The 20,282-nt window shown below is 65.9% G+C and carries 20 protein-coding genes; 15 read left to right on the top strand and 5 right to left on the bottom strand.

Annotated elements, in window-relative coordinates; translation table 11 throughout:
- Positions 1-140 precede the first annotated feature (140 nt).
- The 4 genes from ABD255_RS41135 (at position 141) to ABD255_RS41120 (ending at position 2,714) form a co-directional block, all read left to right on the top strand.
- Positions 141-1,427, top strand: a complete 1,287-nt coding sequence (locus ABD255_RS41135; protein ID WP_344222278.1) for a coiled-coil domain-containing protein — start codon at positions 141-143, stop codon at positions 1,425-1,427.
- Entirely contained in the window at positions 1,424-1,816 is a 393-nt protein-coding gene (locus tag ABD255_RS41130; RefSeq protein WP_344222277.1) for a hypothetical protein, read from the top strand. The genes ABD255_RS41135 and ABD255_RS41130 overlap by 4 nt, the downstream gene beginning before the upstream one ends.
- Positions 1,798-2,076, top strand: a complete 279-nt coding sequence (locus tag ABD255_RS41125; protein ID WP_344222276.1) for a hypothetical protein — start codon at positions 1,798-1,800, stop codon at positions 2,074-2,076. Before ABD255_RS41130 ends, ABD255_RS41125 begins: the two co-directional genes overlap by 19 nt.
- A gap of 254 nt (positions 2,077-2,330) precedes the next feature.
- The gene (locus ABD255_RS41120; protein WP_344222275.1) at positions 2,331-2,714 is read left to right on the top strand and encodes a hypothetical protein; all 384 of its coding nucleotides are present in this window, start codon (positions 2,331-2,333) and stop codon (positions 2,712-2,714) included.
- 185 nt (positions 2,715-2,899) lie between these two features.
- Here the strand turns inward: ABD255_RS41120 and ABD255_RS41115 are convergent, their stop codons facing one another.
- Positions 2,900-3,646, bottom strand: coding sequence for a hypothetical protein (locus ABD255_RS41115; RefSeq protein ID WP_344222274.1), 747 nt, complete (start codon positions 3,644-3,646; stop codon positions 2,900-2,902).
- A gap of 83 nt (positions 3,647-3,729) precedes the next feature.
- On the opposite strand from ABD255_RS41115, the gene ABD255_RS41110 reads away from it, so the two are divergent.
- A complete protein-coding gene (locus tag ABD255_RS41110; RefSeq protein WP_344222273.1) occupies positions 3,730-4,671 on the top strand; it encodes a MerR family transcriptional regulator in 942 nt (313 codons plus the stop codon).
- Positions 4,672-4,886: 215 nt separating this feature from the next.
- Positions 4,887-5,684: a GNAT family N-acetyltransferase gene (locus ABD255_RS41105; protein ID WP_344222272.1), complete on the top strand. Its 798-nt coding sequence runs from the start codon at positions 4,887-4,889 to the stop codon at positions 5,682-5,684.
- Between the two features lie 104 nt (positions 5,685-5,788).
- On the opposite strand, the gene ABD255_RS41100 is transcribed toward ABD255_RS41105, so the two are convergent.
- Positions 5,789-6,109: a hypothetical protein gene (locus ABD255_RS41100; RefSeq protein ID WP_344222271.1), complete on the bottom strand. Its 321-nt coding sequence runs from the start codon at positions 6,107-6,109 to the stop codon at positions 5,789-5,791.
- Positions 6,110-6,276: 167 nt separating this feature from the next.
- On the opposite strand from ABD255_RS41100, the gene ABD255_RS41095 reads away from it, so the two are divergent.
- The 3 genes from ABD255_RS41095 (at position 6,277) to ABD255_RS41085 (ending at position 10,921) form a co-directional block, all read left to right on the top strand.
- Positions 6,277-9,111, top strand: a complete 2,835-nt coding sequence (locus ABD255_RS41095; protein ID WP_344222270.1) for an NACHT domain-containing protein — start codon at positions 6,277-6,279, stop codon at positions 9,109-9,111.
- Between the two features lie 251 nt (positions 9,112-9,362).
- On the top strand, positions 9,363-10,235 hold the full coding sequence (locus ABD255_RS41090) for a hypothetical protein (protein ID WP_344222269.1): 873 nt from the start codon (positions 9,363-9,365) through the stop codon (positions 10,233-10,235).
- Positions 10,232-10,921, top strand: coding sequence for a DUF3800 domain-containing protein (locus ABD255_RS41085; protein ID WP_344222268.1), 690 nt, complete (start codon positions 10,232-10,234; stop codon positions 10,919-10,921). The genes ABD255_RS41090 and ABD255_RS41085 overlap by 4 nt, the downstream gene beginning before the upstream one ends.
- Before the next feature lie 1,556 nt (positions 10,922-12,477).
- On the opposite strand, the gene ABD255_RS41080 is transcribed toward ABD255_RS41085, so the two are convergent.
- Positions 12,478-13,116 carry a hypothetical protein gene (locus tag ABD255_RS41080; RefSeq protein ID WP_344222267.1) on the bottom strand — a complete coding sequence of 213 codons (639 nt, stop codon included), beginning with the start codon at positions 13,114-13,116 and terminating at the stop codon, positions 12,478-12,480.
- Between the two features lie 340 nt (positions 13,117-13,456).
- Between ABD255_RS41080 and ABD255_RS41075 the strand changes: the two genes are divergently transcribed.
- Entirely contained in the window at positions 13,457-14,005 is a 549-nt protein-coding gene (locus tag ABD255_RS41075; protein ID WP_344222266.1) for a hypothetical protein, read from the top strand.
- 19 nt (positions 14,006-14,024) lie between these two features.
- On the top strand, positions 14,025-14,960 hold the full coding sequence (locus ABD255_RS41070) for a nuclease-related domain-containing protein (RefSeq protein ID WP_344222265.1): 936 nt from the start codon (positions 14,025-14,027) through the stop codon (positions 14,958-14,960).
- A 194-nt stretch (positions 14,961-15,154) separates the two neighbouring features.
- Here the strand turns inward: ABD255_RS41070 and ABD255_RS41065 are convergent, their stop codons facing one another.
- The gene (locus ABD255_RS41065) at positions 15,155-15,706 is read right to left on the bottom strand and encodes a hypothetical protein (protein WP_344222264.1); all 552 of its coding nucleotides are present in this window, start codon (positions 15,704-15,706) and stop codon (positions 15,155-15,157) included.
- 274 nt (positions 15,707-15,980) lie between these two features.
- Between ABD255_RS41065 and ABD255_RS41060 the strand changes: the two genes are divergently transcribed.
- Both ABD255_RS41060 and ABD255_RS41055 read left to right on the top strand, forming a co-directional pair.
- Positions 15,981-16,244 (top strand): hypothetical protein, encoded by a 264-nt coding sequence (locus ABD255_RS41060; RefSeq protein ID WP_344222263.1) that lies wholly within the window; start codon positions 15,981-15,983, stop codon positions 16,242-16,244.
- 112 nt (positions 16,245-16,356) lie between these two features.
- Positions 16,357-16,554, top strand: a complete 198-nt coding sequence (locus tag ABD255_RS41055) for a hypothetical protein (RefSeq protein ID WP_344222262.1) — start codon at positions 16,357-16,359, stop codon at positions 16,552-16,554.
- 32 nt (positions 16,555-16,586) lie between these two features.
- Here ABD255_RS41055 and ABD255_RS41050 read toward each other — a convergent pair whose 3' ends face one another.
- Positions 16,587-17,309, bottom strand: a complete 723-nt coding sequence (locus ABD255_RS41050; RefSeq protein WP_344222261.1) for a DUF6338 family protein — start codon at positions 17,307-17,309, stop codon at positions 16,587-16,589.
- A 307-nt stretch (positions 17,310-17,616) separates the two neighbouring features.
- Between ABD255_RS41050 and ABD255_RS41045 the strand changes: the two genes are divergently transcribed.
- Together ABD255_RS41045 and ABD255_RS41040 are read left to right on the top strand one after the other, a co-directional pair.
- On the top strand, positions 17,617-18,300 hold the full coding sequence (locus tag ABD255_RS41045) for a recombinase family protein (protein ID WP_344222260.1): 684 nt from the start codon (positions 17,617-17,619) through the stop codon (positions 18,298-18,300).
- Positions 18,301-18,714: 414 nt separating this feature from the next.
- A complete protein-coding gene (locus ABD255_RS41040) occupies positions 18,715-19,932 on the top strand; it encodes a DUF932 domain-containing protein (protein WP_344222259.1) in 1,218 nt (405 codons plus the stop codon).
- Positions 19,933-20,282 lie beyond the last annotated feature (350 nt).

Here is a 20,282-nt window from a genome sequence, read left to right as displayed (position 1 = left end):
CCTCCGATAGTCCACGGCCGCGCCGACAGTCCGGCGGGTGCATTTCCAGCTTTCGTATCTTTAGTTTCGCATCCATCGCTACGAAAGTCACTGAAGCTACGTTAGTGACTTTAGATACGAAAGCCGCTAGAATCCGGGACATGGCGACCGACGAGAGTGGCGAGTCCGGCGTACCGGTGGATGGATCCGACGCCGAGCAGCGGGCGGGTCTGTGTCAGTTCCCCGGCGATGAGCCGTGTCCCCGGCCGAGCCGGCCGGACCCGAAGACCGGCCGCAGGCCGTTGTACTGCGAGCAGGCCGACGCCCCGGGCGCGCCGATCCACAACCGGGGGAACGCCTGGAAGGCCAAGCGCAAGGCGAAGGTCAAGGCGTCGGCCGGTGCTGGGTCGGACGCCGGTACGCCGGACGACGCGGCGGAGCTCTTCGACAAGCGCCCGGTCACGGCGTCCAGTACGTCACTCGCCGCGCAGCTGCCGAACCTGCGTGATCAGCTGCAGGGCATGCACACGGCGCTCAGTACCGTGATGGAGCGGCTGGACACCATTGACGACGTCGAGGCGGCCGCCGCTGAGGTGGAACAGGCTCATACCGAGGCCCGCGCGGCGGTCGCGGAAGCCGAGCGGCTTCAAGGCGAAGCGGAACGTCGTGCCCGCCAGGCTGAGAAGCGCGCCGAGCAGGCCGCCGAGGCGCGGGAAGAAGCCGACGACGCCGCCGAGGAGGCGATCGCCGAAGCGGAGCGGCTGCGGGAGGAGACCGCAGCACAGATCGCGCAGATCCAGGCCGAGGCAGCCGAGCAGATCGAGCAGGTCCGCGCCGAAGCGGCGGCCGCCGTGGAGACGGCCGCGCAGCAGGTGCAGGCGGCGTTGGCCGCGGAACAGTCGGCCCGGACCGACCTGGAGCGAGTCCGGACGGAGGCCGCTGAACAGGTCGCGGCCGCCGAGGCCGGCGCCCGGGAAGCGATCGCGGCCGCCGAGCGGCAGGCCGCCGGGGCGGCCGCCGAGCTGCGGGCCGAAACGGACCGCCGGATCGCCGAGGCGGACAGCGCCGCCGAGGCGCGGATCGCTGCTGCAACGGCCGAACGCGACGAGGCCCGTACCGCATCGACCAGGGCCGAGACCGAGCGCGATGCCGCCCAGGCAGCAGCCGCGGTCGACCGGGAAACGGTCGAGCAGCTACGCGCCCAGCTCGCCGCAGCTCAGCGAGAACACCGCGAGGAGCTGGCCGCTTTGCGCGAGGACGCGAGGGTGGTTCGCGAAGAGACCCGGTCCGACCACCAGATCCAGCTGACGGAGCTGAAGCAAGCGAGCGCGGCACAGATTGCGACGCTCACCGAGGCCCTGGCTGCCGCCCGGCAGCAGCTGCAGGCCTCCGCGGGACCGGAGCCGGAGGGACCGCGCCGCCGCCGAGGGAAGGAGCAGCCGGAGTGATCACGCGCCGAGCACACGCCCGTCGTACCGGTGCATCGAGACGCCTGCCGTCGAACTGCCCATCCTGCGGCTGGCAAGCCGACTCGGCCGAGGACAAGAAGCTGCTTCAAGACGAGCTTCTGACTGAGTGGTGGGCGCTCGGCCAGGTCGAGCCCGCGACGATGACAACGGAGCAGAAGTACTGCGGCCAGTGCCGCCCGAGCACCGTGTATCTCGTTGCCTGCGGCATCTGCCGCGACGGCCCTCTCCTGGCCGGCGAGCTGGCTGCAGTTGCGATCGCCAGCGAGCCCGACCTGCCGGTGGTGGTCGCCGAGGCACTGACGGACCGGGGCTGGCGCCAGCTGGCCGACGTACGCGGCAAAGGCCCGGGATGGGTGTGCTGCCGATGAACCTGTCGGATGACCAGCTCGCCCGGGCCGCCGCTGCCCTGGACCTTTGGTACAGCAACCCAGGCGATGCCCCCTACCGGGCGTCCGGCGTGAGCTGGAGCCTCGACGAGCTGCAGCGCATGCACACGTCGCTCGAGGCAACCAGCGAGCTGGCCGCCCTGGAGGCGCTTGGTGCCGAGCCGGACAACGAGCTCTCCACCCCTGAGCAAGACCAACAGAACCTGGCCATGATCGCCGAGCTACGCGCCCGACTGGCCTAACTCCGCGTGCCGGACGTCGACTGGCGAGGCGAGCTGGCCTGCCTACCATGCCGGGACTCAGCGTCCAGGGTTGTGCTCCGCATCGCCTCCGTCGACGGGCCGCAAGCGGCCCGCCCTGGTCCCCGAGCCTCGACCGGCACGGCGTACGGCAGAAGCGGGCAGGCGGGGCCTGCCGCGCATAACGGCCACCTCTCACGTAGCTTCAGGGCGAACTCCACCTGACTCTGTTCTAGACGACTTGCCCGGAGGGACCGATGACCAGGCTCAACGACTCACGGCTGTGGGCGCTGATGATGGACCCGCTTCGCTCCGCCGGTCTGGACACGCCAGCCGCCGGTCGAGTGTCCCGGCAACTCGTGGCAGTCGTACGCAACGAACGCTCACCACAGCGACCCACCTACGGACCAGGCGATGCCCTACCCGACCCTCCACCTAAACAGGTCACCGATCTCGACGGCGATGTCTGGGAGCAACAGCCCGCCGCCGGCGAAGGCTGCTACCGCATGTGTGACCGCGACCGCGCAAGGAACGCCGACAGCGCAGACGACATCGAAAGCATCCGCGTGTGGCCAAACCTGCTCGAGGAGTACGGCCCGCTCACCGCTGACCGCGACAGCAACCCACCAGCAGTCGGCTGATGAGCGCCGACGACCGAGATCGCCTTGTGCGCGAGCTCGCTGAGGAACTCGTCATCACCGAGGCCGATCGCGCCGCCGCAGGCCTGCGCCGACTCACCGTGCTGCACGCTGTGGGAGAAGAACCGCGGCCTTCTCTATCCCAACTGAGCAACCGCTTGGCGTTGGGGTCGACCGAGACACGTGCGTTAGCCGGCCAACGGGACTATTTCACCGGTCTGGGGGTTGTAGTACAGCTTCAGGAGCCCTGGCCAGATCCGCGGGAGCGCCCAGCGCTGTTCCATGTAGGGATGAGCGTTCGGGTGGTCGCCGGCTACTTCTTCGCCGGTCTCGCCGTTGAAGAACCTCCCGGTTCTGAAGGGCGCGAGCCGCGTACTGGGCTGCCAGTTCGGATCGCCCAGGAGCACCGCGGCCGCCGGCGTCGGCCGCGGATACGGACTGAGGTCTAGCCATGGCTGATCCGGCGGCACCGGCAATCGCCACTCGCGTTCGTGCAACCAGTCCGAGCGGCTGATGCTGTTCGTCTCAAGCCGTACTGCCCAGGCGCGCTGCTCGTCGCTCAACGTGTTGTACAGCGGTGTCCGCGCGTGCAAGGCGGGACCTCCCCCCAGGTCGTAGATGTGCTGTCGGGACACCACCAGGGCCCAGGAGGGCCACTGGCGCTGTCCGATCAGCCACTGCACATGCGGGAGCGGGCTCTCCGCGAAGGACAACATCGGCGATGTCACCGGCGGTCTGCTGAATGGTGGGAAGCCACGCAGCCGCTCCTCCCACAGGATGTTGTCGAGCCGCGCGGCCGGATGGAGGTCGCGGATGTTCCCCGGGAGGGATGGAGTTGCGGCCAAGCCCACAGGCCGGCCGGTGAAGTGGAACAACCAGTCGTACTGAGCTGGCCCGGGAGGTCCGAGGGGACCCGGCGGTAGAACCAGAGTCACGCACCGACTCTACTTGCCGGGAAGCCGCTCAGTCGGGTCCCGCACGCGCGCCCTCGCCAGCTTCGGATGCGAGGCTTGTCGACATGACGTTCGGTGACGAGATTGAGCAGGAGGCGGTCGACCCGCTACTGGGCCAGCCGCGGATGGTTGACGATCCCCGGATCTCTCCTGCTCAAGCTGCAGTCGTCCTGGGCAAGCCGGTCGCCTATGTGTACAGGCTGATGAGACTCGGACGCCTTCCCACCGCCGGCGTCAGTCACAGCTCCTGGCAGTTGCGCCTATCCGATGTGGAACATCACCGGGACCTCGGCGACCCGATCCCGCTGAAGGAAGCCGCTCGGTTGTTGCGCTGCTCGACCGGCGATGTCCGGAAGCTGGTTGCCGACGGCAAGCTCACCGGAGTGCAAGGTTCGCGCCGGCCGGTGTACCTGCGGGAGGTCCAGCAACTCGCAGCCGCATGGGGTGTGCCAGAACGCAAACGTGGTCGTCCCCGGCCGGACCCGATGCCCGCTGGCTACACCGACCTTCGCGGTGCCGCGGAACTGCTCAGGGTCAGCGTCGGAACTGCGCGCCGACTCGCGGCGAAGGAGCGGATCCCCGCCGAACGTGACGCTGCGGGGTACTGGCAGTTCAGCATCGAGAAGCTTCACCTGGTCCGGCGTGCGCGACTGGCTGCCGATCGCCGAGGCCTCCCCACTGCCGCTACTGATCTCCGGAGGACCGCGAGCATGCTCGACCCCGACATGACCGAGGTGGTTCCACTGTTGCTGGAGCAGCACTTCGACCTGGACCTCATCGAAGCCGTCACGTTCGACGACGACGGGCAAGCCGACCTGTTGGCGGCATGCAGTGGTGTCTGCAGTGGCGACGCCGCCTCACTGAGCTTGCTGTTCGGCGAGCTCGCGGATCAGTTTGAACGCGAGCCGAAGTACCGGGACGAAGTTCTCGACGCCCTGCGGCCCGCGGCCGCGCTGGCTCGGCAGGTCCAGGCGCGCAACGTCGCTCTCCGGGTCCGCGATGCGTGAACCGGCGTAAGTGACTCAGCATCGCCTCCAGCGACGGCCGACACGCTTGCCGGCCTGGACTCTGCGCCTTCCGGCGTACGGCGGGAGGCGAGCAGGGCAGGCCTGCCGATCACAACAGCCAAACCTCGGTCGTGCGCTATCAGGAAGTGTCCGCGCCGAAACGTAGTGTGATCGCCTGCAGGTCAGATGAGATCGCTGGAAGAGGGTGGGCCACCATGCCGAAGTCGAGAGGTCGCAAGAAGGAGCCGAACCGCGTGCGCCGGCCGACCCGGCGAACGGTGAGTCCGGCGGGTTCGCTCCCAACGTTTTCACGAATCGCGCGGCGGGTGGATCTGGCGGCCGAGATCAGCCCTGGCATCACGGCCCGTCTGGCCCGCCCCGACGACCTGACGCGGTTCGACGCCCTGATCAGCCTGACCGGCGCCGATGCGGACGACTCTTTGGGCGAGATGCTGCACTCCGATGATCTTGCCGCCGCCGTGCTGGCCGGCGCCGAGCACGGTCACGAGCGGTTCCAGCTGGAGCTCGCCAGGCGGCTCGCTGGTTCTACAGGCCCGGAGGCCGCGACCCTCGCCGCCACCCTGCCGTTGGTAGCGGTCACACCAGAGGGCGACGTTGTCGGCGCGCTGCTCGCATACCCACCGCCGAATGTGATTGAGCAGTACCTGAACGCCCAGCCGCTGGCGAGCGACAAGGAGAACATGATGACGATCGCCGGCGGCATCATGACGCTCGCGAAGCTGCGGGCGCTCGCCGTCGACCCCGGCTGGCACGGCCGCGGAATCGGCACTGGCCTGCTCGCGCGGTTCCAGGACATCTATCTCGCCTGCCGTTACCTCTACCTCTACGGTCAGTTCCGCACCGACAGTGGCCTCGCGGACTTCTACCGCGGCCATGGCTTCACCGTCCTGCCGAGCGGCCACCCCTTGGACCTGTACGTCGTCTTCGGCATCAATGGCGGCGTACTTCCGGAGCCGGGTGAGCAGATCTTCTACTACAACCGGCGGGACTAATGTCAGGAGTAAAAGCAGACTTAGCACCTGACATAAGATAACTTATCGGCGGCCGCGGTTCCTGCCTGTCAGAGGGAGGGGTTCACAGTCCTCGGAACATCCAGCTACCGGATTGAATCGGGAGCGGAGAGGATCCACCACATGAGACCGCCTAAACATGTTGAGGCGAAGATGAAGCAACCGGCCACGGCTCCCCAGCTCTCATCACCGTTTTGGTCAGGTCTGCCCGGCCTCGGGATGCTGATCGCACTCAGCCAGAAGAAGATCGCGCTGGTGCAGACAACCATGGCAGAGAGGGCAATCAGGTTGTACAGGCCGCCGCTCCGCGCCACTGCCGCCTCCCAGTTGTGCGCTGCGCCTGCGATCAGCGCGGCCACCCCTGTCGCCAGAACTCCAATACCGAGGTCCCACCAGAATTTCCGCACAGCTACCCTCCGCTCTCGCCGATTGTCCAGGAGTACGACGTCCGTTGCTAGATCTGTGGAGACGACATAGAACCCCGTTATCGGCGGAACAACTGACAGTGGCGTGGATGTGACTGCTGCTCCCCCAAGTGGCACAGATTGTCTGTGATCCCTGAGACCATCGAGGCGTGCAGCACAACCTTGAACAGTTGGGGTCATCCGGTTTTCAGGATCTGGCCGCGGCCTTGACGATCGCGACGTTCGGTCCGCGGATCCAAGTCCTGGGGTCGGGGCGTGATGGCGGACGAGATATGTACTGCAACGGCGTCCTGGTGTGGTCTGCTTCCGACCAAGTGCCAGCTGAAGTCTGGGACGGCTACACGGTCTTCCAGGTCAAGCAGAAGGAACGGCTCGAGGCCCGGCCCGCGGACAACGCTGCCTGGCTATGGACTCAAGTGAGAGCAGAGCTGGAGAAGTGGGCCGACCCGACAAACTTGGGCCGGAACCCAGTGCCAAACCATCTCGTCATCATCACCAACGTGCCCCTGACGCCCACCCCTCACACAGGCGGCTTGGCCATGCTGCACAAGAACATAGCCGAGTACATCGAGGCACTGGACGACAGCAAACGTGACGTGGATGCTTCTAGCACCGCGGCGCGCGTGGCGAAGCGCACGCGCATGGCCCGTCTCAAGGCCTGGCGGATCTGGGACGGCAACCAGCTCGACGCCCTACTGACTACGCATGACAGCGTCCGGAAGGGCTTCAGCGCGTTCCTCACCGCGGCGGACGTCTTCGCGCACCTGGGGCAATTCACCGACCAGCTCCCGTTACAGGAACTCGAGACGGGACTCCGCAAGCACGCGCGCGCATCACTGATCAACGACCACTGGTTGTACTTCGACGAGGCCGGCGATGCCGACACTGCCGGTACACCGATCGAGAAAGTGGTCGTCGACCTGCCCGTAACGGTCGGAGAAGCGGGTCAGCGGCACAGCGCGATCCGGTACATCCTCGAACGCGGAGAACGGGTTCTCAATCCCCGGCTCGGCCTCTTCCCCGGGCCCCGACACATCGTCGTGGCCGGCGCCCCGGGAAACGGCAAGACGACCATCTCGAAGTTCCTGGTCCAGGCCTACCGCGCCGCACTCCTCAACGGAGGTCAGGACCTCAGCGCAGACCACCAGGCCGTGATCGAGGGCACGAGGGCTGCGCTGCAACGCTTCGGGACTGACCTGCCGAAGCACCGCAGATGGCCAATCCGGATCGACTTGGCGGAGTACGTCGAGGAGGGTGGGCTAACCGAGGACTCCACTCTGCTGCGCTGGATCTCACACAAGGTGTCGAAGCGACTGGTCCTCGGCAAGGTGACGCCCCGAGCGCTCGACTCGTGGCAGAAGCAATGGCCATGGCTGCTAGTCCTCGACGGGCTCGATGAAGTCACCGAACCGACTGTGCGCAAGCGGCTCATCGAGCAGATCACCGAGTTCGTGACCGAGGCCGATGCAGACAAGTGCGACCTCTTGGCGGTCGTTACAACTCGGCCGATGGGCTACACCGAAAACATTGCTCCGACCCAGTTCGAACGAATCGACATGGCCCAACTCAGTGTCACCCAGGCCGTCGAGTACGGCGTCCGTGCCGTCCGCGTTCGACTGAAAGGTGACCCAGATCGTGTTGAACGGGTCGAACGACACCTCCAGAAGGCTGGTGACAACGAGGCGCTACGGCACCTGATGCAGACCCCTCTGCAGGTGTTGATCATGTCGATCATCGTCGAGAGCTCGGGACAGCTCTCACCCGATCGGTATAGCCTCTTCTGGGGCTACTACGAGACCGTGTTCAAACGCGAGCGACAGAAGCCAGGACCGTTCAGCCGGCTGCTGCAGGAGAACTCACCGCACATCCTCACCTTGCATCAGCGCGTCGGGTTCCAGCTGCAGGTACGCAGCGAGACAGGCGACGGAGCTGCCGCCATGATGACGCGCGAGGAGCTGCGAGATCTGACATGGCAGGTGCTGAACGACGCCGGCTTCAAGCCATCAGGCGCCGATGCCGATCTTCTCGACCGGTTCATCACATCAGCCACACATCGGCTGGTCCTTCTTGCTCCGAGAGGAGACGAAGGCCTCGGGTTTGACGTCCGGACGCTACAAGAGCTGATGGCAGCCATGTACCTCACAACTGGTCCTTTCGAATCGGTGCTCTCACGCCTCGCGCAGGCTGCCCCTAGCCCGCACTGGCGCAACACTTGGGTGTTCGCCGCCGGCCGCGTCTTCGCCGAACCGCAAGCGCACCAGCACGACGCTCTCGTGGAACTCGTAGAGAACGTCGACATGAACGCATCGCAGCGTCTCGGAGCGATCTGCCCCATTGGCCCACAGCTCGCGCTGGACCTGGTCGACGATGGCATGGCAGCGTCACACCCTCGCTTCCACGACCGACTGGTCGGTCACGGGCTGCGGGTGCTGCAGCAGCCTCCCCCGGTCGACCCACTCGCAGTCGCACGGATACTCGTACGCGCTGCCAATGGCAGCGACCGCGTGGACACGATGATCACCAAGGGTCTCCGCGAAGCCCTCAGCGGTGATGACGTCGCGCGGAGCACCGCCACAGCCGTCCAGAGCCGCATCGACTCGGCTGCTACAGACGTTGGTGCCGGACTCGAGGCTCGAGCGCTGCGGGCAGTCCGCGCGCACAAGACGCTGCCGCAAGCTTCCCAGCGCGACCTCGCCGCAGCGCTGCGCGAATTCGACTCAACGCTGACGGAATGGCCGGAAGACGAGGCGACAGCTGCAAAGTTGAAAGCTGCTGCCGAGGCGATCAGGCGGTTGCTCGATGCAAGCAGTCCGACTGCCGAACCAGAATCCATCGTCAACGCGCTGCAAGATGCCTCGGCCAGCCTCATTCTCGAGATGGCCATCGAGCACGTAGTCCCGGTGGCGCCGCAGATAGTCGCAGGGCTGCGGGACTTGATCCTGCCCTCGGTGTACCGGCAACCCATTGGTGATGAGCTCCGCTGACCGGGCGTTGTTGATGAGATGCCTGTGAAGAACATCCAGCGCCGCGGACCTACTCCCGGCTCAGCAATACCCGCGTCTACCAGTACGAAGGCTTTGGCGATACTGGGCCTCAGCCCGCGACCTGAGGCATCACCTCGAACGTCAGCCGAAGACATAGACCCGCCAGTACGGTAATCAGCTCAACGTCATGTGCCGGTTGTTAGATGCGTATCCGGCTCGCTTCACCAGCTGCTGGGTGACATCATCGACGTATGACTCAGCAGGCAGACTCTGACGCGGAGGAAGTGGAACCCGCCACTGGCGACGAAACACGTGCCGCTCTGCTGGAGCGGTCGAAGCGTCAGATCGCCCTCATTCGCCGCGAGTTCGTCCAGCTGCCGCCGGGGTCTCCCCAGCGGGCCTCGGTACTGAGTGGCTTCGTGAGTCACCGCGACAAACGCGCACTGAACGCCTACCTGCTACTGCTGGCCATCGGCGACTCTGGCCCCGGCGCCAGCGGACCGAACACACGACTCCCCTTGGCCGTGTGGGCTCGAGCGTTTGACACCGACCTCACCACCACTGGACCGTCGGCCACCGCGGCCGCGTCGAAGGTACTCACCCGGCTAGAAGACCGAAAACTCATCACTCGCGCCCGTCGCGGCCGAGAGCGTCAGATCCAGGTCGGGCTGCTCCGTGAAGATGGCTCGGGCGAGCCCTATACCCGGCCTGGCACGGGGAACCAGGATCGCTTCTTGGCGTTGAGCAACGACTACTGGACCGAAGGCTGGCATGAGGAACTCGATCTACCCGGAATCGCGATGCTGCTCGTCGCGCTCCACGAAAAACCCGGCTTCCGGCTGCCCGCCGAGCACGCACCACGGTGGTACGGCTGGTCAGCGGACACCACCGAACGGGGATTCGCGGAGCTGGTCGACGCGAACCTGCTGCGCAAGGACTCCAGGCTCGTCAAGGCACCGCTCAGCCCTACGGGCCTGGCCAAGGTGAACGAGTACCGCCTGCTCCCACCGTTCGCGCCCCGGCAGAAGGCGCCCGGCCGCGCCTCACCACGTAAGTCCAGTCCCAGCATGTCCACCCGCCGGCGCGGAAGCGCGGCCGCAACACGCAGGAAGGCCACGCAGTGACAGCCACGGCTCCGTTCAACATGTTCTACGTCGACGATTCAGGCTCCAACGAAACGGGCTTGATGGTCTACTCGTGGCTGGAGGTGTCACCCGCGAGCTGGGGTCCCGTACTGCGCCGCTGGCTCGACTACCGCAAGGAGGTCGTGCGGGACTTCCAGATCCCGATCACGACAGAGATTCACTCCACCAAGTTCATGGGTGGTCGGTCCCGGCCGTCCAACAACGAGCAGGTCAACGACTCGAAGGCAGCCCTCGCTCTCGTGGTGAAACGGGCGCTCGAGGCGATGGCCGACTGCCCCGAGCTGCGAATCGGGACTGTCTGGCGCCGAGTCGCGGCCGGCAAGGGTTTCGGCGCGAAGAAGGAAGCGTTCTACGCCGACTTCGTCGCCTATCTGGAGCAACGGTTCGCTGCGGCCGGGGAGCACGGCCTGATCTTCATGGACGGTGACGGCACGGATCTGAGCTACCTTCGGGCACACCGCAACCTCAAGCTGGCGGATCGCCGGCTGATCGAGGACCCGATCTTCCACGCGTCGCACGCATCGCAGCCGGTGCAGATGGCAGACGTGATCGCGTGGACGGCGAACCAGGCGCTGCTGAAGCATCCCGGGAAGAAGCGCTGCTGGGGCTGGTACGACAAGTACCTGCAGGCCGCAGACGTCAACGGCGGGCCAGTACAGATCTAGCCCTAAAAAAGCTAGACCCGCCAATCCACGTATGTGGGGCAGGTCCGCTTGATAAAGGTAGGTCGCGGTAACACCGAAGGGGGAGGTGACTTGGTCGCCATTACACCCGCTGAAACGGCGGATAAAATATCTTTGAGAGGTTGCTGGGCTCCTCTCCGAGATCAGTGGTGACAAGGTCGACCCCTTCACTCCAGAAAGGTCGACCCCTTCGGCAGCGTGGGGATGACTCCAGTTGCGGAGTGCTCTAAGCCACCACTCCAGGCATTTCCGTCGTCCGCGGGCAAGGTGCGCTCCGCGCTCGATCGACTCCCCCAGGTCCGCTGCCACGCAGGACTGAACCTCCAGCCGGTGCTGTCGGAACGCCTGGCCGGCGGTCAGTCTGAGGCTCAATCGACGTTGCGCAGCGTCAGCAACCGGCGAGCCTGAAGGTGGTCTGGGGCGTGATTCGAGCCTCAAGAACCTCACGCGCGACGAGCCACAAGTTTGCTAGGGGCGAGCTGAGATTTTTCGGAGATTCGCCACGCTAAGAACGTGTGAGCATCTCTTGAGAAAGCTGGCATCTTTCGCGCTACCAAGAGAGGTAATAACTCGCGTCATATTTCGCACTTCCAGCAGCACTAGCAGTGGCAATTTATGCTGCGCAATAACCGCAAAATTTTCCGCCAGTTTCTATGGCGCAATGCTAAGGGTGTGTACAGTAGTACTTGTCGGGAGCCATCTAGGGGCGCCTAGGCAAGCCAAGGACCCTGCTCGACTGGTATCGAGCAAGGCCCCCGACAGGCACTACTAGCCAGATAGACCACGGATCGCGGCGTAGAGGCCTACGAGAGCCGTTCCGGCAAGTGCCGCTTGAGTCACTAGCTCAAGAGCGCGGCGCCACCGGGACGGCTTCTCGCTGTCCGGATCGTCTGACGGGGGGTCGACCACCTCGGTCATCGATTATCACCACCTTTCCTTTGAAGGAGCGCCAGGGCTTGAGAAGCTCAAGGCCGGCGCTCGCCCCAAAGGGGGCGCGTGACTGCGATTCTGAGTTGATCCGGATCCTGGTTTCCCAGTCACCGTTGACCACCTTCGATAAGGATATACGACGGCTTAGGCTGCCGGTTTACTCAGCCGCCAAGAATGCATTCCGCCACTCCGGAGGGTTACTGCCTACCTAGGTCGCATATCTACGGAGAGTGATAGCCGTGCCCGCAGGTATCGGCTGGTACGCCTGGAGTACCTTCGAAGGTGATGTAGGTCACAGGTATGACGAAGTGGTGACCCGCCCGCGTGTCTGCCCGCCGAGACAAACTCCCGTCCTGTCGGTGCGTGAGGTGCTGAAGACTCCAAGTGCTCAGCTTGGAACTCGGTACGTCGTACCGACCTGCAGCTGCGGTGAATTCAAGCGTCTGACGTCTGACCGACGGCGAAGCGGTACCGGCCGGCGGCGAGTCCGTCCCGGCCGAGGCCACTCCCCGCCAGCGGACAAGCCGCCGGATCGGCGAAGGTCTGACGACCCCACCTACTTGCTGGCGCCTGTGCGATCGCCGCAAACTGGCTGGCCCTGGTGTGGTCTAGACAATCGGGAGGCGGCCCTGGTTGGTCTCGCCGAAGGCGGCCTGGAGGCGCGGCATGTGGAAGCCCTTGAGCTTCGGCCGGCCCGAGCTCTGGACGCACTTCAGCGCGTCCACGACCCCGCAGGTGGGGCACTTGGTGGCGATGAGTCGTTGACGGTTGGCTTCCCTGGTCTGCTCGGCCCGGATCGCGTTGGCGGCCGCGACCTGTTGCAGCTCGCCGCGCCAGTCCTCGTTGCCGGCTGAAACCTGGCCTTCAAACTCGACCGCGGCCGGGGTCGAGTTGTCATGAAGATGGCAGCGCTGGGTCAGCAGTCGCCGGAGCGCTTCGGCTGCCCACGATCCGTAGGTCTCGCGGTTCTCGATGTCGTAGGCCCCGTCGCGAGACCGGCCGGGGTTGTCTACGACGGATGTCTGCAGGCAGCGGGTACCGGAACGTGTTGCGGCAACACACTGAGGCCAGAACTCCCAGCGGATCGTGCGGTGACCGATCCTGATCACAAAATCCCGATCGAACGAGTCGTCGACCGCTGCCGGCCGAGAAACCATGGGTGTCATGGCGGCCGCGAAGCTTGCGCCCGGCGCCTTCCAATCGCTGCCCAGTAAGGAAACGAGGGGGCTAGGGTCCTGGGGCGCCATCGGGATAGAACCCCGCGCGTCCTTACTCTTCTTCCGCGTGTGGCTCTTCGGCATGGCGTCCAGCCTCGCAGAACTGGCACGTGGAAAGGCGAAGGCTCGACCAACGCTCCGTGCGGCCGACCCGCCGCGACCCACCGCAAACTGTCCCCAGCAGCCACTACGGTTCGACCTGGAGTGATTACAGGAAGGGACGGTCATGACGGTGCGTGAAAACGTCGTAGTGTCAGCTGCGGTCCGCGACAAGCTCGGACCGAGCCTGCAGCAGATCCTCGACAGTCTGTGGGCCATCGACTGCCAGACGTGCAACCAGCCGTTGCCTGGCCGGCGCCCAGCGCTGAGCGTGGACGACTTCAGCATCTTCGCCAGCGCGACGCTCCACCATCATGAGTGCCGACAGTCGGCCTGGAACGAGACTGACCAGATCCGAGCGGCAGCCGGCGAAACGGTCTCGCATCACACCTTGTGCGCGCTCCTCCCAGTCGCCTACGGCGACAACGGCGAAGAAGGTCGCAAGCCTTTCGTCCTGGTCAATCCCGGCCTGGAGATGATTTACCTTGCTCGTTCCGCCCTTGGGCAGTGGGCAGTCGAACCCAATCGAGCCTTCGTCGACGCCGGGTTCGCTCCCCCTCCGCTCACGTCGACCCCGGTACCCGGAGCAGTCGTCGAGCTGCGCGGGAACCAGCTGGTCATCGGCTTCCGAAGCGGGCTGATGGGCCCGTTCGACGTGAACTTGAACGACGAGGCCCGCAATCTGGTCGCGGCCGAGGGTGGCGCGGTGGTGCTGATGACCCATGCGGTCGACCCGCATGAGATCACCGATCCCACTCAGCTGGAACCGGCGCTGAGGGGCGATCGGACCCTGATGGGATACACCCAGCTCGCCGGATGATCGGCCGGCAGGAGAAGCAATGACGTACAACCTGAACCGCTGGCAGGGCTACGGCCACGACCGGCTCTACGTGAACGCGGGCTCGAGGAAGATCGGCTGGATCGACCTGAAGACCGGCCGGGTGAAGGTGACCAGCCCAGCCGGCTGGCCCTCCCCCATCGAGGGGATGGTGCAGCAGTGGCTGGCGAGCAACGGGCTCGGGCATCTGCGGGTCAAGCTGAAGCCCCGCAAGCGCGGCGACGAGATCACGACCCAAGAGTTCCTGGACCGCATCGACCGATCACGCGACGACGACCAACAGCCAGCGGTTGCTCTGAGCATCAAGTCGCAGCGACGGCGATCCAACGCCGGCACTGACCTGGCGAAGAACCGCGCCGGCAGCGCGGCATACGCCGCTGCCCAGGAACGCTCGACCTGGTGGCGCAGTCTGGGCCGAGCCATGGGCATGCGGACCGAGGACCAGGCGTGGCGCATCGGCGCCGAGGGCGAGCAGATCGTTGCCCGGACACTCCAGTGGGCCCGGCTGCGAGGGTGGAGGGTCCTGCACGCCGTACCGGTCGGTGCTCGCGGATCGGACATCGACCACGTCCTGATCGGACCCGCGGGCGTAATCACGATCAACACCAAGCACCACTCCGGCCAGAAGGTCCGGGCGAAGCCCGAGGTCGTCTTCGTCGGCGGGGCCGCGAAGAGGTACGGGCAGGCGGCCCAGTACGAGGCGAACCGGGCCGCGAAGCTGCTCACGGCTGCCGCCGGCCGCCCGGTAACCGTCCTGTCGGCTGTGGTGATCGTGGGCGCAAAGAGCGTTCGGGGCTCGCGGAGCGCCGGGGTAGAGATCATGCCGAAGTCGCATCTGCTGGTGTGGCTGCTGTTCCGGCGCCGCACCCTCAGTCGCACCGACGTCGACGAGCTGTACGAGCTGGCCCGGCGCAGCACCACCTGGCAGCCCAGCTGACGCAGGGCGCGTGCCGTTGCGACCGGCTAACTAGTCCTCGGAACCGATGTCACTTTGCAGCGTCTCCCAGATCGCATCGTCGAGCGCGGGATCGTCACTCAGGACGTGCTCGGCGGCCGCGGACTCCTCTGCAGGTTCGCTCATGAGTCCATTGCAGCGCACAACCGCGGCCACCGCACTCCCCCAGTACGCCGTTACCGGGCATCCTGCGCATGGCCCGGCGCCAGCTCCGCGCCACCCCGGCGACCCACGGCGACCTGAGCTCGGCTCAGCCCGGTCGTACGGCGGATCTGGAACGCGGTCAGCACACCCTCGTCGTACGCCGTCCGCGCAGCATCGACCAGCCGGCGCCGAGCAGCCTCGAAGCGGTCATAGCGCGGCGGCTGGTTAGCCGGAGAGAAGGTGAGCGCCCGGACCTTCTGGTAGTCAGCGACGACGTCCTGGAGGGCGACGAGCTCGGGTGACACCGGGTCGGCCGGCTCAACTGCAGGTTCTTGCGGCCCCATGTGCCAGGCCCGGGACTCGGCCAGCTGCAGGTGCACCGGGATCGTGTCGTCGTTGAGCACGTAGCACTCCACCAGCCAGTCGTCGCTGTGATCGTGAACCTCTCGAAGGTTCTCACCGGGCATGACCCGGATCCCGTACAGCCGCTCGGGGTCGAGCTGGTCTTTGGCAACGAACAGGTGGGTTGCTCCAGCGCTCTGGGCTTCCAGCACCATGGTGGTGATCGCGCGGCGCTTGATCATGACGAGTACCTCCGGCGGGGGTTTGTGGTGGCCGTTAGGGGTCGGCAGGCGTTGTGTGCCTGCCGGCAACTGCCGGGGTACTGCGCCGCTGGAGGCTCGGGGTCAAGGGCGGACGCTTGCGGCCGTCGCCGAAGGCGATGCGGAGCACCCTTGAGGTCGAGTGGCGGTGTAGTACCCGGGCACCACCCGGCGCCGGAGGCGCCGGTTACAGCGCGGCGAAGCCGCTCGAACAAGCTCTTCCGGCCTCGGGCCGGTCGTCGACGATCATGGTGGGATGCCCTACCCGGCCAGACCGCGACGGGATCCGCTCCCGCAGTTCAAAGGCACCGCTGGCCAGTGGCTGCCACCAGGACGTGCCGCCGAGCTAACGGCGTTCGTGGTCGCGAAGTACGACGAAGGCCTCTCGCTGCGCGAGATCGGCGAACTCACCGACAGGGCCTGGCGCGAAATCGCGAACGTCTTGGACGCAGCTGGCATACGACGGCGGTCGACCGGTGCGCCGATCGTGCCCGGGAGTAGACGGCACCCGGCCGGCTGACCGATAGGCCAGGATTTGTCGGGGGCAGGAGCTACCGTCAGAACAGTCTGTACGCGGTGAACGACCTCCCGGCCGGGGAGAGCGGCCCGGCCAGTTTGATGAAGGGACCGAAGTGACCGACAGGATCAACATGGTCGACAGCAGTGACGACAGCTTGAAGCACGGCCAGAAGTTGTTGGGGCCGCTCAAGGGGACCGAGGAGAAGGGACAGCAGGTCCTGCCCGCTGGCGACGCGCCGCGGCCCGGGCAGGATTCCGACAAGCTCGTTCTCCCGCCGATGCCGCTCCCCCCAGAACTGCCGGCCGACTGACCAACCCCCACGGCCCGCAGCCAGCCGCACTTCTAGCTGTCCTCCCGCGTCACGAACATGACGGCGATCTGCCGCGCTGAGACGACCACAGCACCGGCAGGGTAGTCGTGCGTGTTCTTGCTCCCTGGATTTCGGTACTTGATCGGCGGTCCAAGAATGAGGTCCCGGTCAGGCGTGTCCGCGCCGACCGTGCTGTGGCTCATGAGCATGCCGCGGATGTAGGCCCCGTTGGTGAGCGTGATGTCCAGTTGGACTTCTGAGCGCTTGGCCTCCCGGAACACCGTGCCCCAGGCCGACAGCGTCGACGGGTGTACGTAGGTGAGCTGCCGCCACACCCAACGCACAGCGGCGAAGATCGGCCGGCGCTTCTTGATCCGAACCCGCTTGAGGCCCTTTGCGACCAGGTGCCCCCAGCCAGGGACCTCCCACCCACGTAACAGCGTGACTAGATAGGCCAGTACGCATGCACCGGCCAACAGCCCAATCCCCCACCCCGCGAAGGTCGCTGGGTCGTCTAGCCAATACTTGCCCGGTTCCCTGACCAGCCGCCCGAAATCGATGTGCCGCGACCACAGCCACGACATGGCAGCGACCACGAAAATCTCGCTAGCGACGCTTGCGGCCACAACGGCGGCGGTCTCCCGCAGCACCGAAATGGCCCGCTCGGCCCCTCTGCGCTCCTTGCCTACCTGGTACGCGAACCCGGGCAGCAGCAAGACGACGAACAGCAGCAGCCCAGAGAGCGTAGTCGGCATCGGGCGTCTCCTGGCGATCGATCAGCGTGTTCGTGCTTGCTCCCATCATCAGTGACCGAAGCCGGGTTTCCCGGTTCCGGTGAGCGAGGCTCGCAGACACGTCCCTGCAGGTCGCACCGGCAACGGGTTTTCCGGCTCCGGTGAGCCGGGAAGGACTAACTCCTGGCCGGTTGGCTTCAAAAAACCTTCGTTTATTGAAGACCTGGAGCACCAGGTCGCGGTGAGCCCGCCTGGTCCTTCAAAAACCCCTTCAAAAACAGGTGTGTTCAATAACTGACCCACCACCGTTTTCTGACAACATCGAGGCATGTCGAAGCGACCCGGCCCCGTACCCGACCGGCTCGATCAGCGCGGTGAGCTTCTGGTCGCCGAGCCGGTCGTCCTGACCGAGATCCGAATCGGCTACGCCCGAGTGTCCACCGGTGGGCAGAAGCTCGAGCGACAGCTCGACGCCCTGACCGCAGCCGGATGTCGGCGGATCTTCGCCGAGAAGAAGTCCGGGCGCGACGCCGACCGCCCCGAGCTGGCCGCCGCGCTGGAGTTCATGCAGCCCGGCGACACCCTCGTCGTACCGGCGCTCGACCGGCTCTCGCGGTCGCTGCAGGAACTCATCACCACCGTGGCCGACCTGCGAAGCCGTGGCGTCGGGTTCACCTCGCTGCACGAGAACCTCGACACCACCACCCCCGGCGGCCGGCTGATTTTCCATGTCTTCGCCGCGCTCGCAGAGTTCATCCGCGAGCTGATCGTGGCCGGCACCCATGAAGGCCTTGCCGCCGCCCGGGCCCGCGGCCGCGTCGGCGGTCGGCCGACGGTGGTCAACGCCGACATCATCGCCGCTGCCCGCGACCTGCTGCCCAACCCTGCCCACTCGATCACCTCAATCGCGAAACTGCTCGGCGTCAGCCCCGGCACCCTCTACAACCACATTCCGGACCTGCGCGAGCTTCGCGCCGGTCACCCCGCGGTCACCGCTGGCGGTGACCGGTGAGGTCGACGGGCACGGCCGGCGGTAACCCGGCCGACGACCCTCTGGTGGCTGCTCGATCTCTGCGTCAGCAGTACAGCAAGTAACTCTTCATCTGCGGGGGGTTCGGGTCGGCTGGTCGGCGGCAGCTTACGGACATGATCCCGGCCGGCCTGCGGCCGGTGAAGGAGCCGACTTCGTCGGCGCTGTGAACAGCGTTTGTTCTCCCCCTCCTGGCACTCCATTCTGACCCGACACGCCTGCTCCACAACCTCCAGCTGCCCAGGCGCGTGTTCTTCGCTGCGCTCCGCCCACGCGCGCAGCTGGAGGCTGTTCCGCAGTCGCTTACAGGTCCGAAGTTCCGTCGCCAGGAGGGGGCGAACAACGGTCGGCCGAAGGCTGACGGCCCCGCTGCTGGCAGATCGGAGCTTGCAATCCATGACTATCGAGCAGACCGCCCCCAGCGCTGACGAGACCACCCTGCGCAACCAGGATCTGAAGACTCTTACGGCGATGCTGCAGCGTCAGCAGGTGCAGAAGGCGGACTTTGTCGCTCCGGCGGCAACCATCCGCGCCGAGGAGGGCGTGATCGTCGTCAAGGGCGTTGAAGCGAAGCTGTCTGAAGACGGTGTGACCCAGATCGACGGCGAGTACCGCCCGACCCACACCTTCCTGTCCGGTTTGGCCAGCAAGCTCGACGTGCCGGTCGGTTACCTGAAGCGTATGCACCGGACCCGCCCGGATCTGTTCGATGCCAACGTGAACGGCTGGTTGCATGGGCGCAAGGCGAAGGTTCGGCAGCGCGATGGCCGGGCCGAGCTGATCCGTGAGGCGGTGCCGGGCGATGACAGGTCGTTCTTTATGCGGACATTCCGAGGTGAGGAAGGCCCTGGTCTGGGCCGAGCGCTGCTTTCGGACAAGTACAAGCGGTTCGACAACCTCGATGCTCTCTTCGCAACCCTCGACGGCATCAAGGAAGCAGGCGTGCCGATCGAGGTTCGTGGCTGCGACCTGACCGAGTCCCGCATGTATGTGCGGATCCAGGCCGAGGGCATCCAGGCCTACGCGCCTCAGCTCCTGAAGGACTACCGCAGCCCGTTCACCGGGAAAACCGGTGATGAGAACCCGACTGTCTTCGCAGGGATCCTGGTGTCCAACAGCGAGGTGGGCGCCGGTGCCTCGACGATCACTCCGCAGCTCGTTGTTCAGGTCTGCGACAACGGGATGACGATCAACATGGATGTCGTGAAGGCCATCCACCTTGGCAGCCGGATGGCGGAGGGAGTCATCGACTGGTCCGACGAGGCCCGAGAGAAGGAGATTGAGCTGATGCGGATCAAGGCGCGCGACGCGGTTCGCACCTTCCTCAACGTCGACTACGTCAACCGGACCATCGCGCGCCTGGAGGTCACCGCCGGCGCTCCGGTCAGCGGAGCGGACAAGGTCGTACGGGCGGTCGGGAAGAAGCTCGCCTTCTCGGAGGAGCAGATCGAGGGCATCCTCGATCACTTCATCAAGGGTGGGCAGACCACCGCCGGCGGTGTGATGCAGGCCGTGACGTCGTACGCGCAGACGATCACCAACGCCGACGTCGCCGCCGAGGTCGAGTCGCAGGGAGTCGAAGCGATGCAGCTGGCAGCAGCCGCCGCGAAGTAGGTAGCCACGAGGGCCGGGGCATCCGAAGTGTCCCCGGCCCTTGCGGTACGCCGTCGACCAACCACCGCCGATCCCGTTCGCTGAGGCGAGATCGCGCGGCGGTACCGCGGCCGAGAGGGGCATCGAGCCCTCTCGACCGCGCGGTTTCGGATCTTCGGGGCATTGAGCCCCTCAGCTCCGAGCTGCCGCGTGGTGGTCACGTCAGCTGGTAGGTGCACGTGGGGTTGTAGATCCGTGGCCCGATCGGAGATTCAACGCTGGGCTGACGACGGCGGGCCGCTCTCCCTTACAGACATGATCCCGGCCGGCCTGCGGCCGGTGAAGGAGCCGACTTCGTCGGCGCTGTGAAC

The sequence above is a fragment of the Kribbella sancticallisti genome, from assembly GCF_039530625.1.
In the GTDB taxonomy this organism is placed as follows: domain Bacteria; phylum Actinomycetota; class Actinomycetes; order Propionibacteriales; family Kribbellaceae; genus Kribbella; species Kribbella sancticallisti.
The sequence above is the reverse complement of the archived record's forward strand: the minus strand, read 5'-3'. Positions and strand labels throughout refer to the sequence as shown.

Bases quoted from the DNA above. Each gene is read 5' to 3' on its own strand.
- ABD255_RS41105 (WP_344222272.1), top strand. From the start codon at position 4,887: ATGCCGAAGTCGAGAGGTCGCAAGAAGGAGCCGAACCGCGTGCGCCGG.
- ABD255_RS41065 (WP_344222264.1), bottom strand. From the start codon at position 15,706: ATGATCAAGCGCCGCGCGATCACCACCATGGTGCTGGAAGCCCAGAGC.
- ABD255_RS41040 (WP_344222259.1), top strand. From the start codon at position 18,715: ATGACTATCGAGCAGACCGCCCCCAGCGCTGACGAGACCACCCTGCGC.
- ABD255_RS41050 (WP_344222261.1), bottom strand. From the start codon at position 17,309: ATGCCGACTACGCTCTCTGGGCTGCTGCTGTTCGTCGTCTTGCTGCTG.
- ABD255_RS41120 (WP_344222275.1), top strand. From the start codon at position 2,331: ATGACCAGGCTCAACGACTCACGGCTGTGGGCGCTGATGATGGACCCG.
- ABD255_RS41125 (WP_344222276.1), top strand. From the start codon at position 1,798: ATGGGTGTGCTGCCGATGAACCTGTCGGATGACCAGCTCGCCCGGGCC.
- ABD255_RS41080 (WP_344222267.1), bottom strand. From the start codon at position 13,116: ATGGCGCCCCAGGACCCTAGCCCCCTCGTTTCCTTACTGGGCAGCGAT.
- ABD255_RS41090 (WP_344222269.1), top strand. From the start codon at position 9,363: ATGACTCAGCAGGCAGACTCTGACGCGGAGGAAGTGGAACCCGCCACT.
- ABD255_RS41070 (WP_344222265.1), top strand. From the start codon at position 14,025: ATGACGTACAACCTGAACCGCTGGCAGGGCTACGGCCACGACCGGCTC.
- ABD255_RS41060 (WP_344222263.1), top strand. From the start codon at position 15,981: ATGCCCTACCCGGCCAGACCGCGACGGGATCCGCTCCCGCAGTTCAAA.
- ABD255_RS41135 (WP_344222278.1), top strand. From the start codon at position 141: ATGGCGACCGACGAGAGTGGCGAGTCCGGCGTACCGGTGGATGGATCC.
- ABD255_RS41110 (WP_344222273.1), top strand. From the start codon at position 3,730: ATGACGTTCGGTGACGAGATTGAGCAGGAGGCGGTCGACCCGCTACTG.
- ABD255_RS41045 (WP_344222260.1), top strand. From the start codon at position 17,617: ATGTCGAAGCGACCCGGCCCCGTACCCGACCGGCTCGATCAGCGCGGT.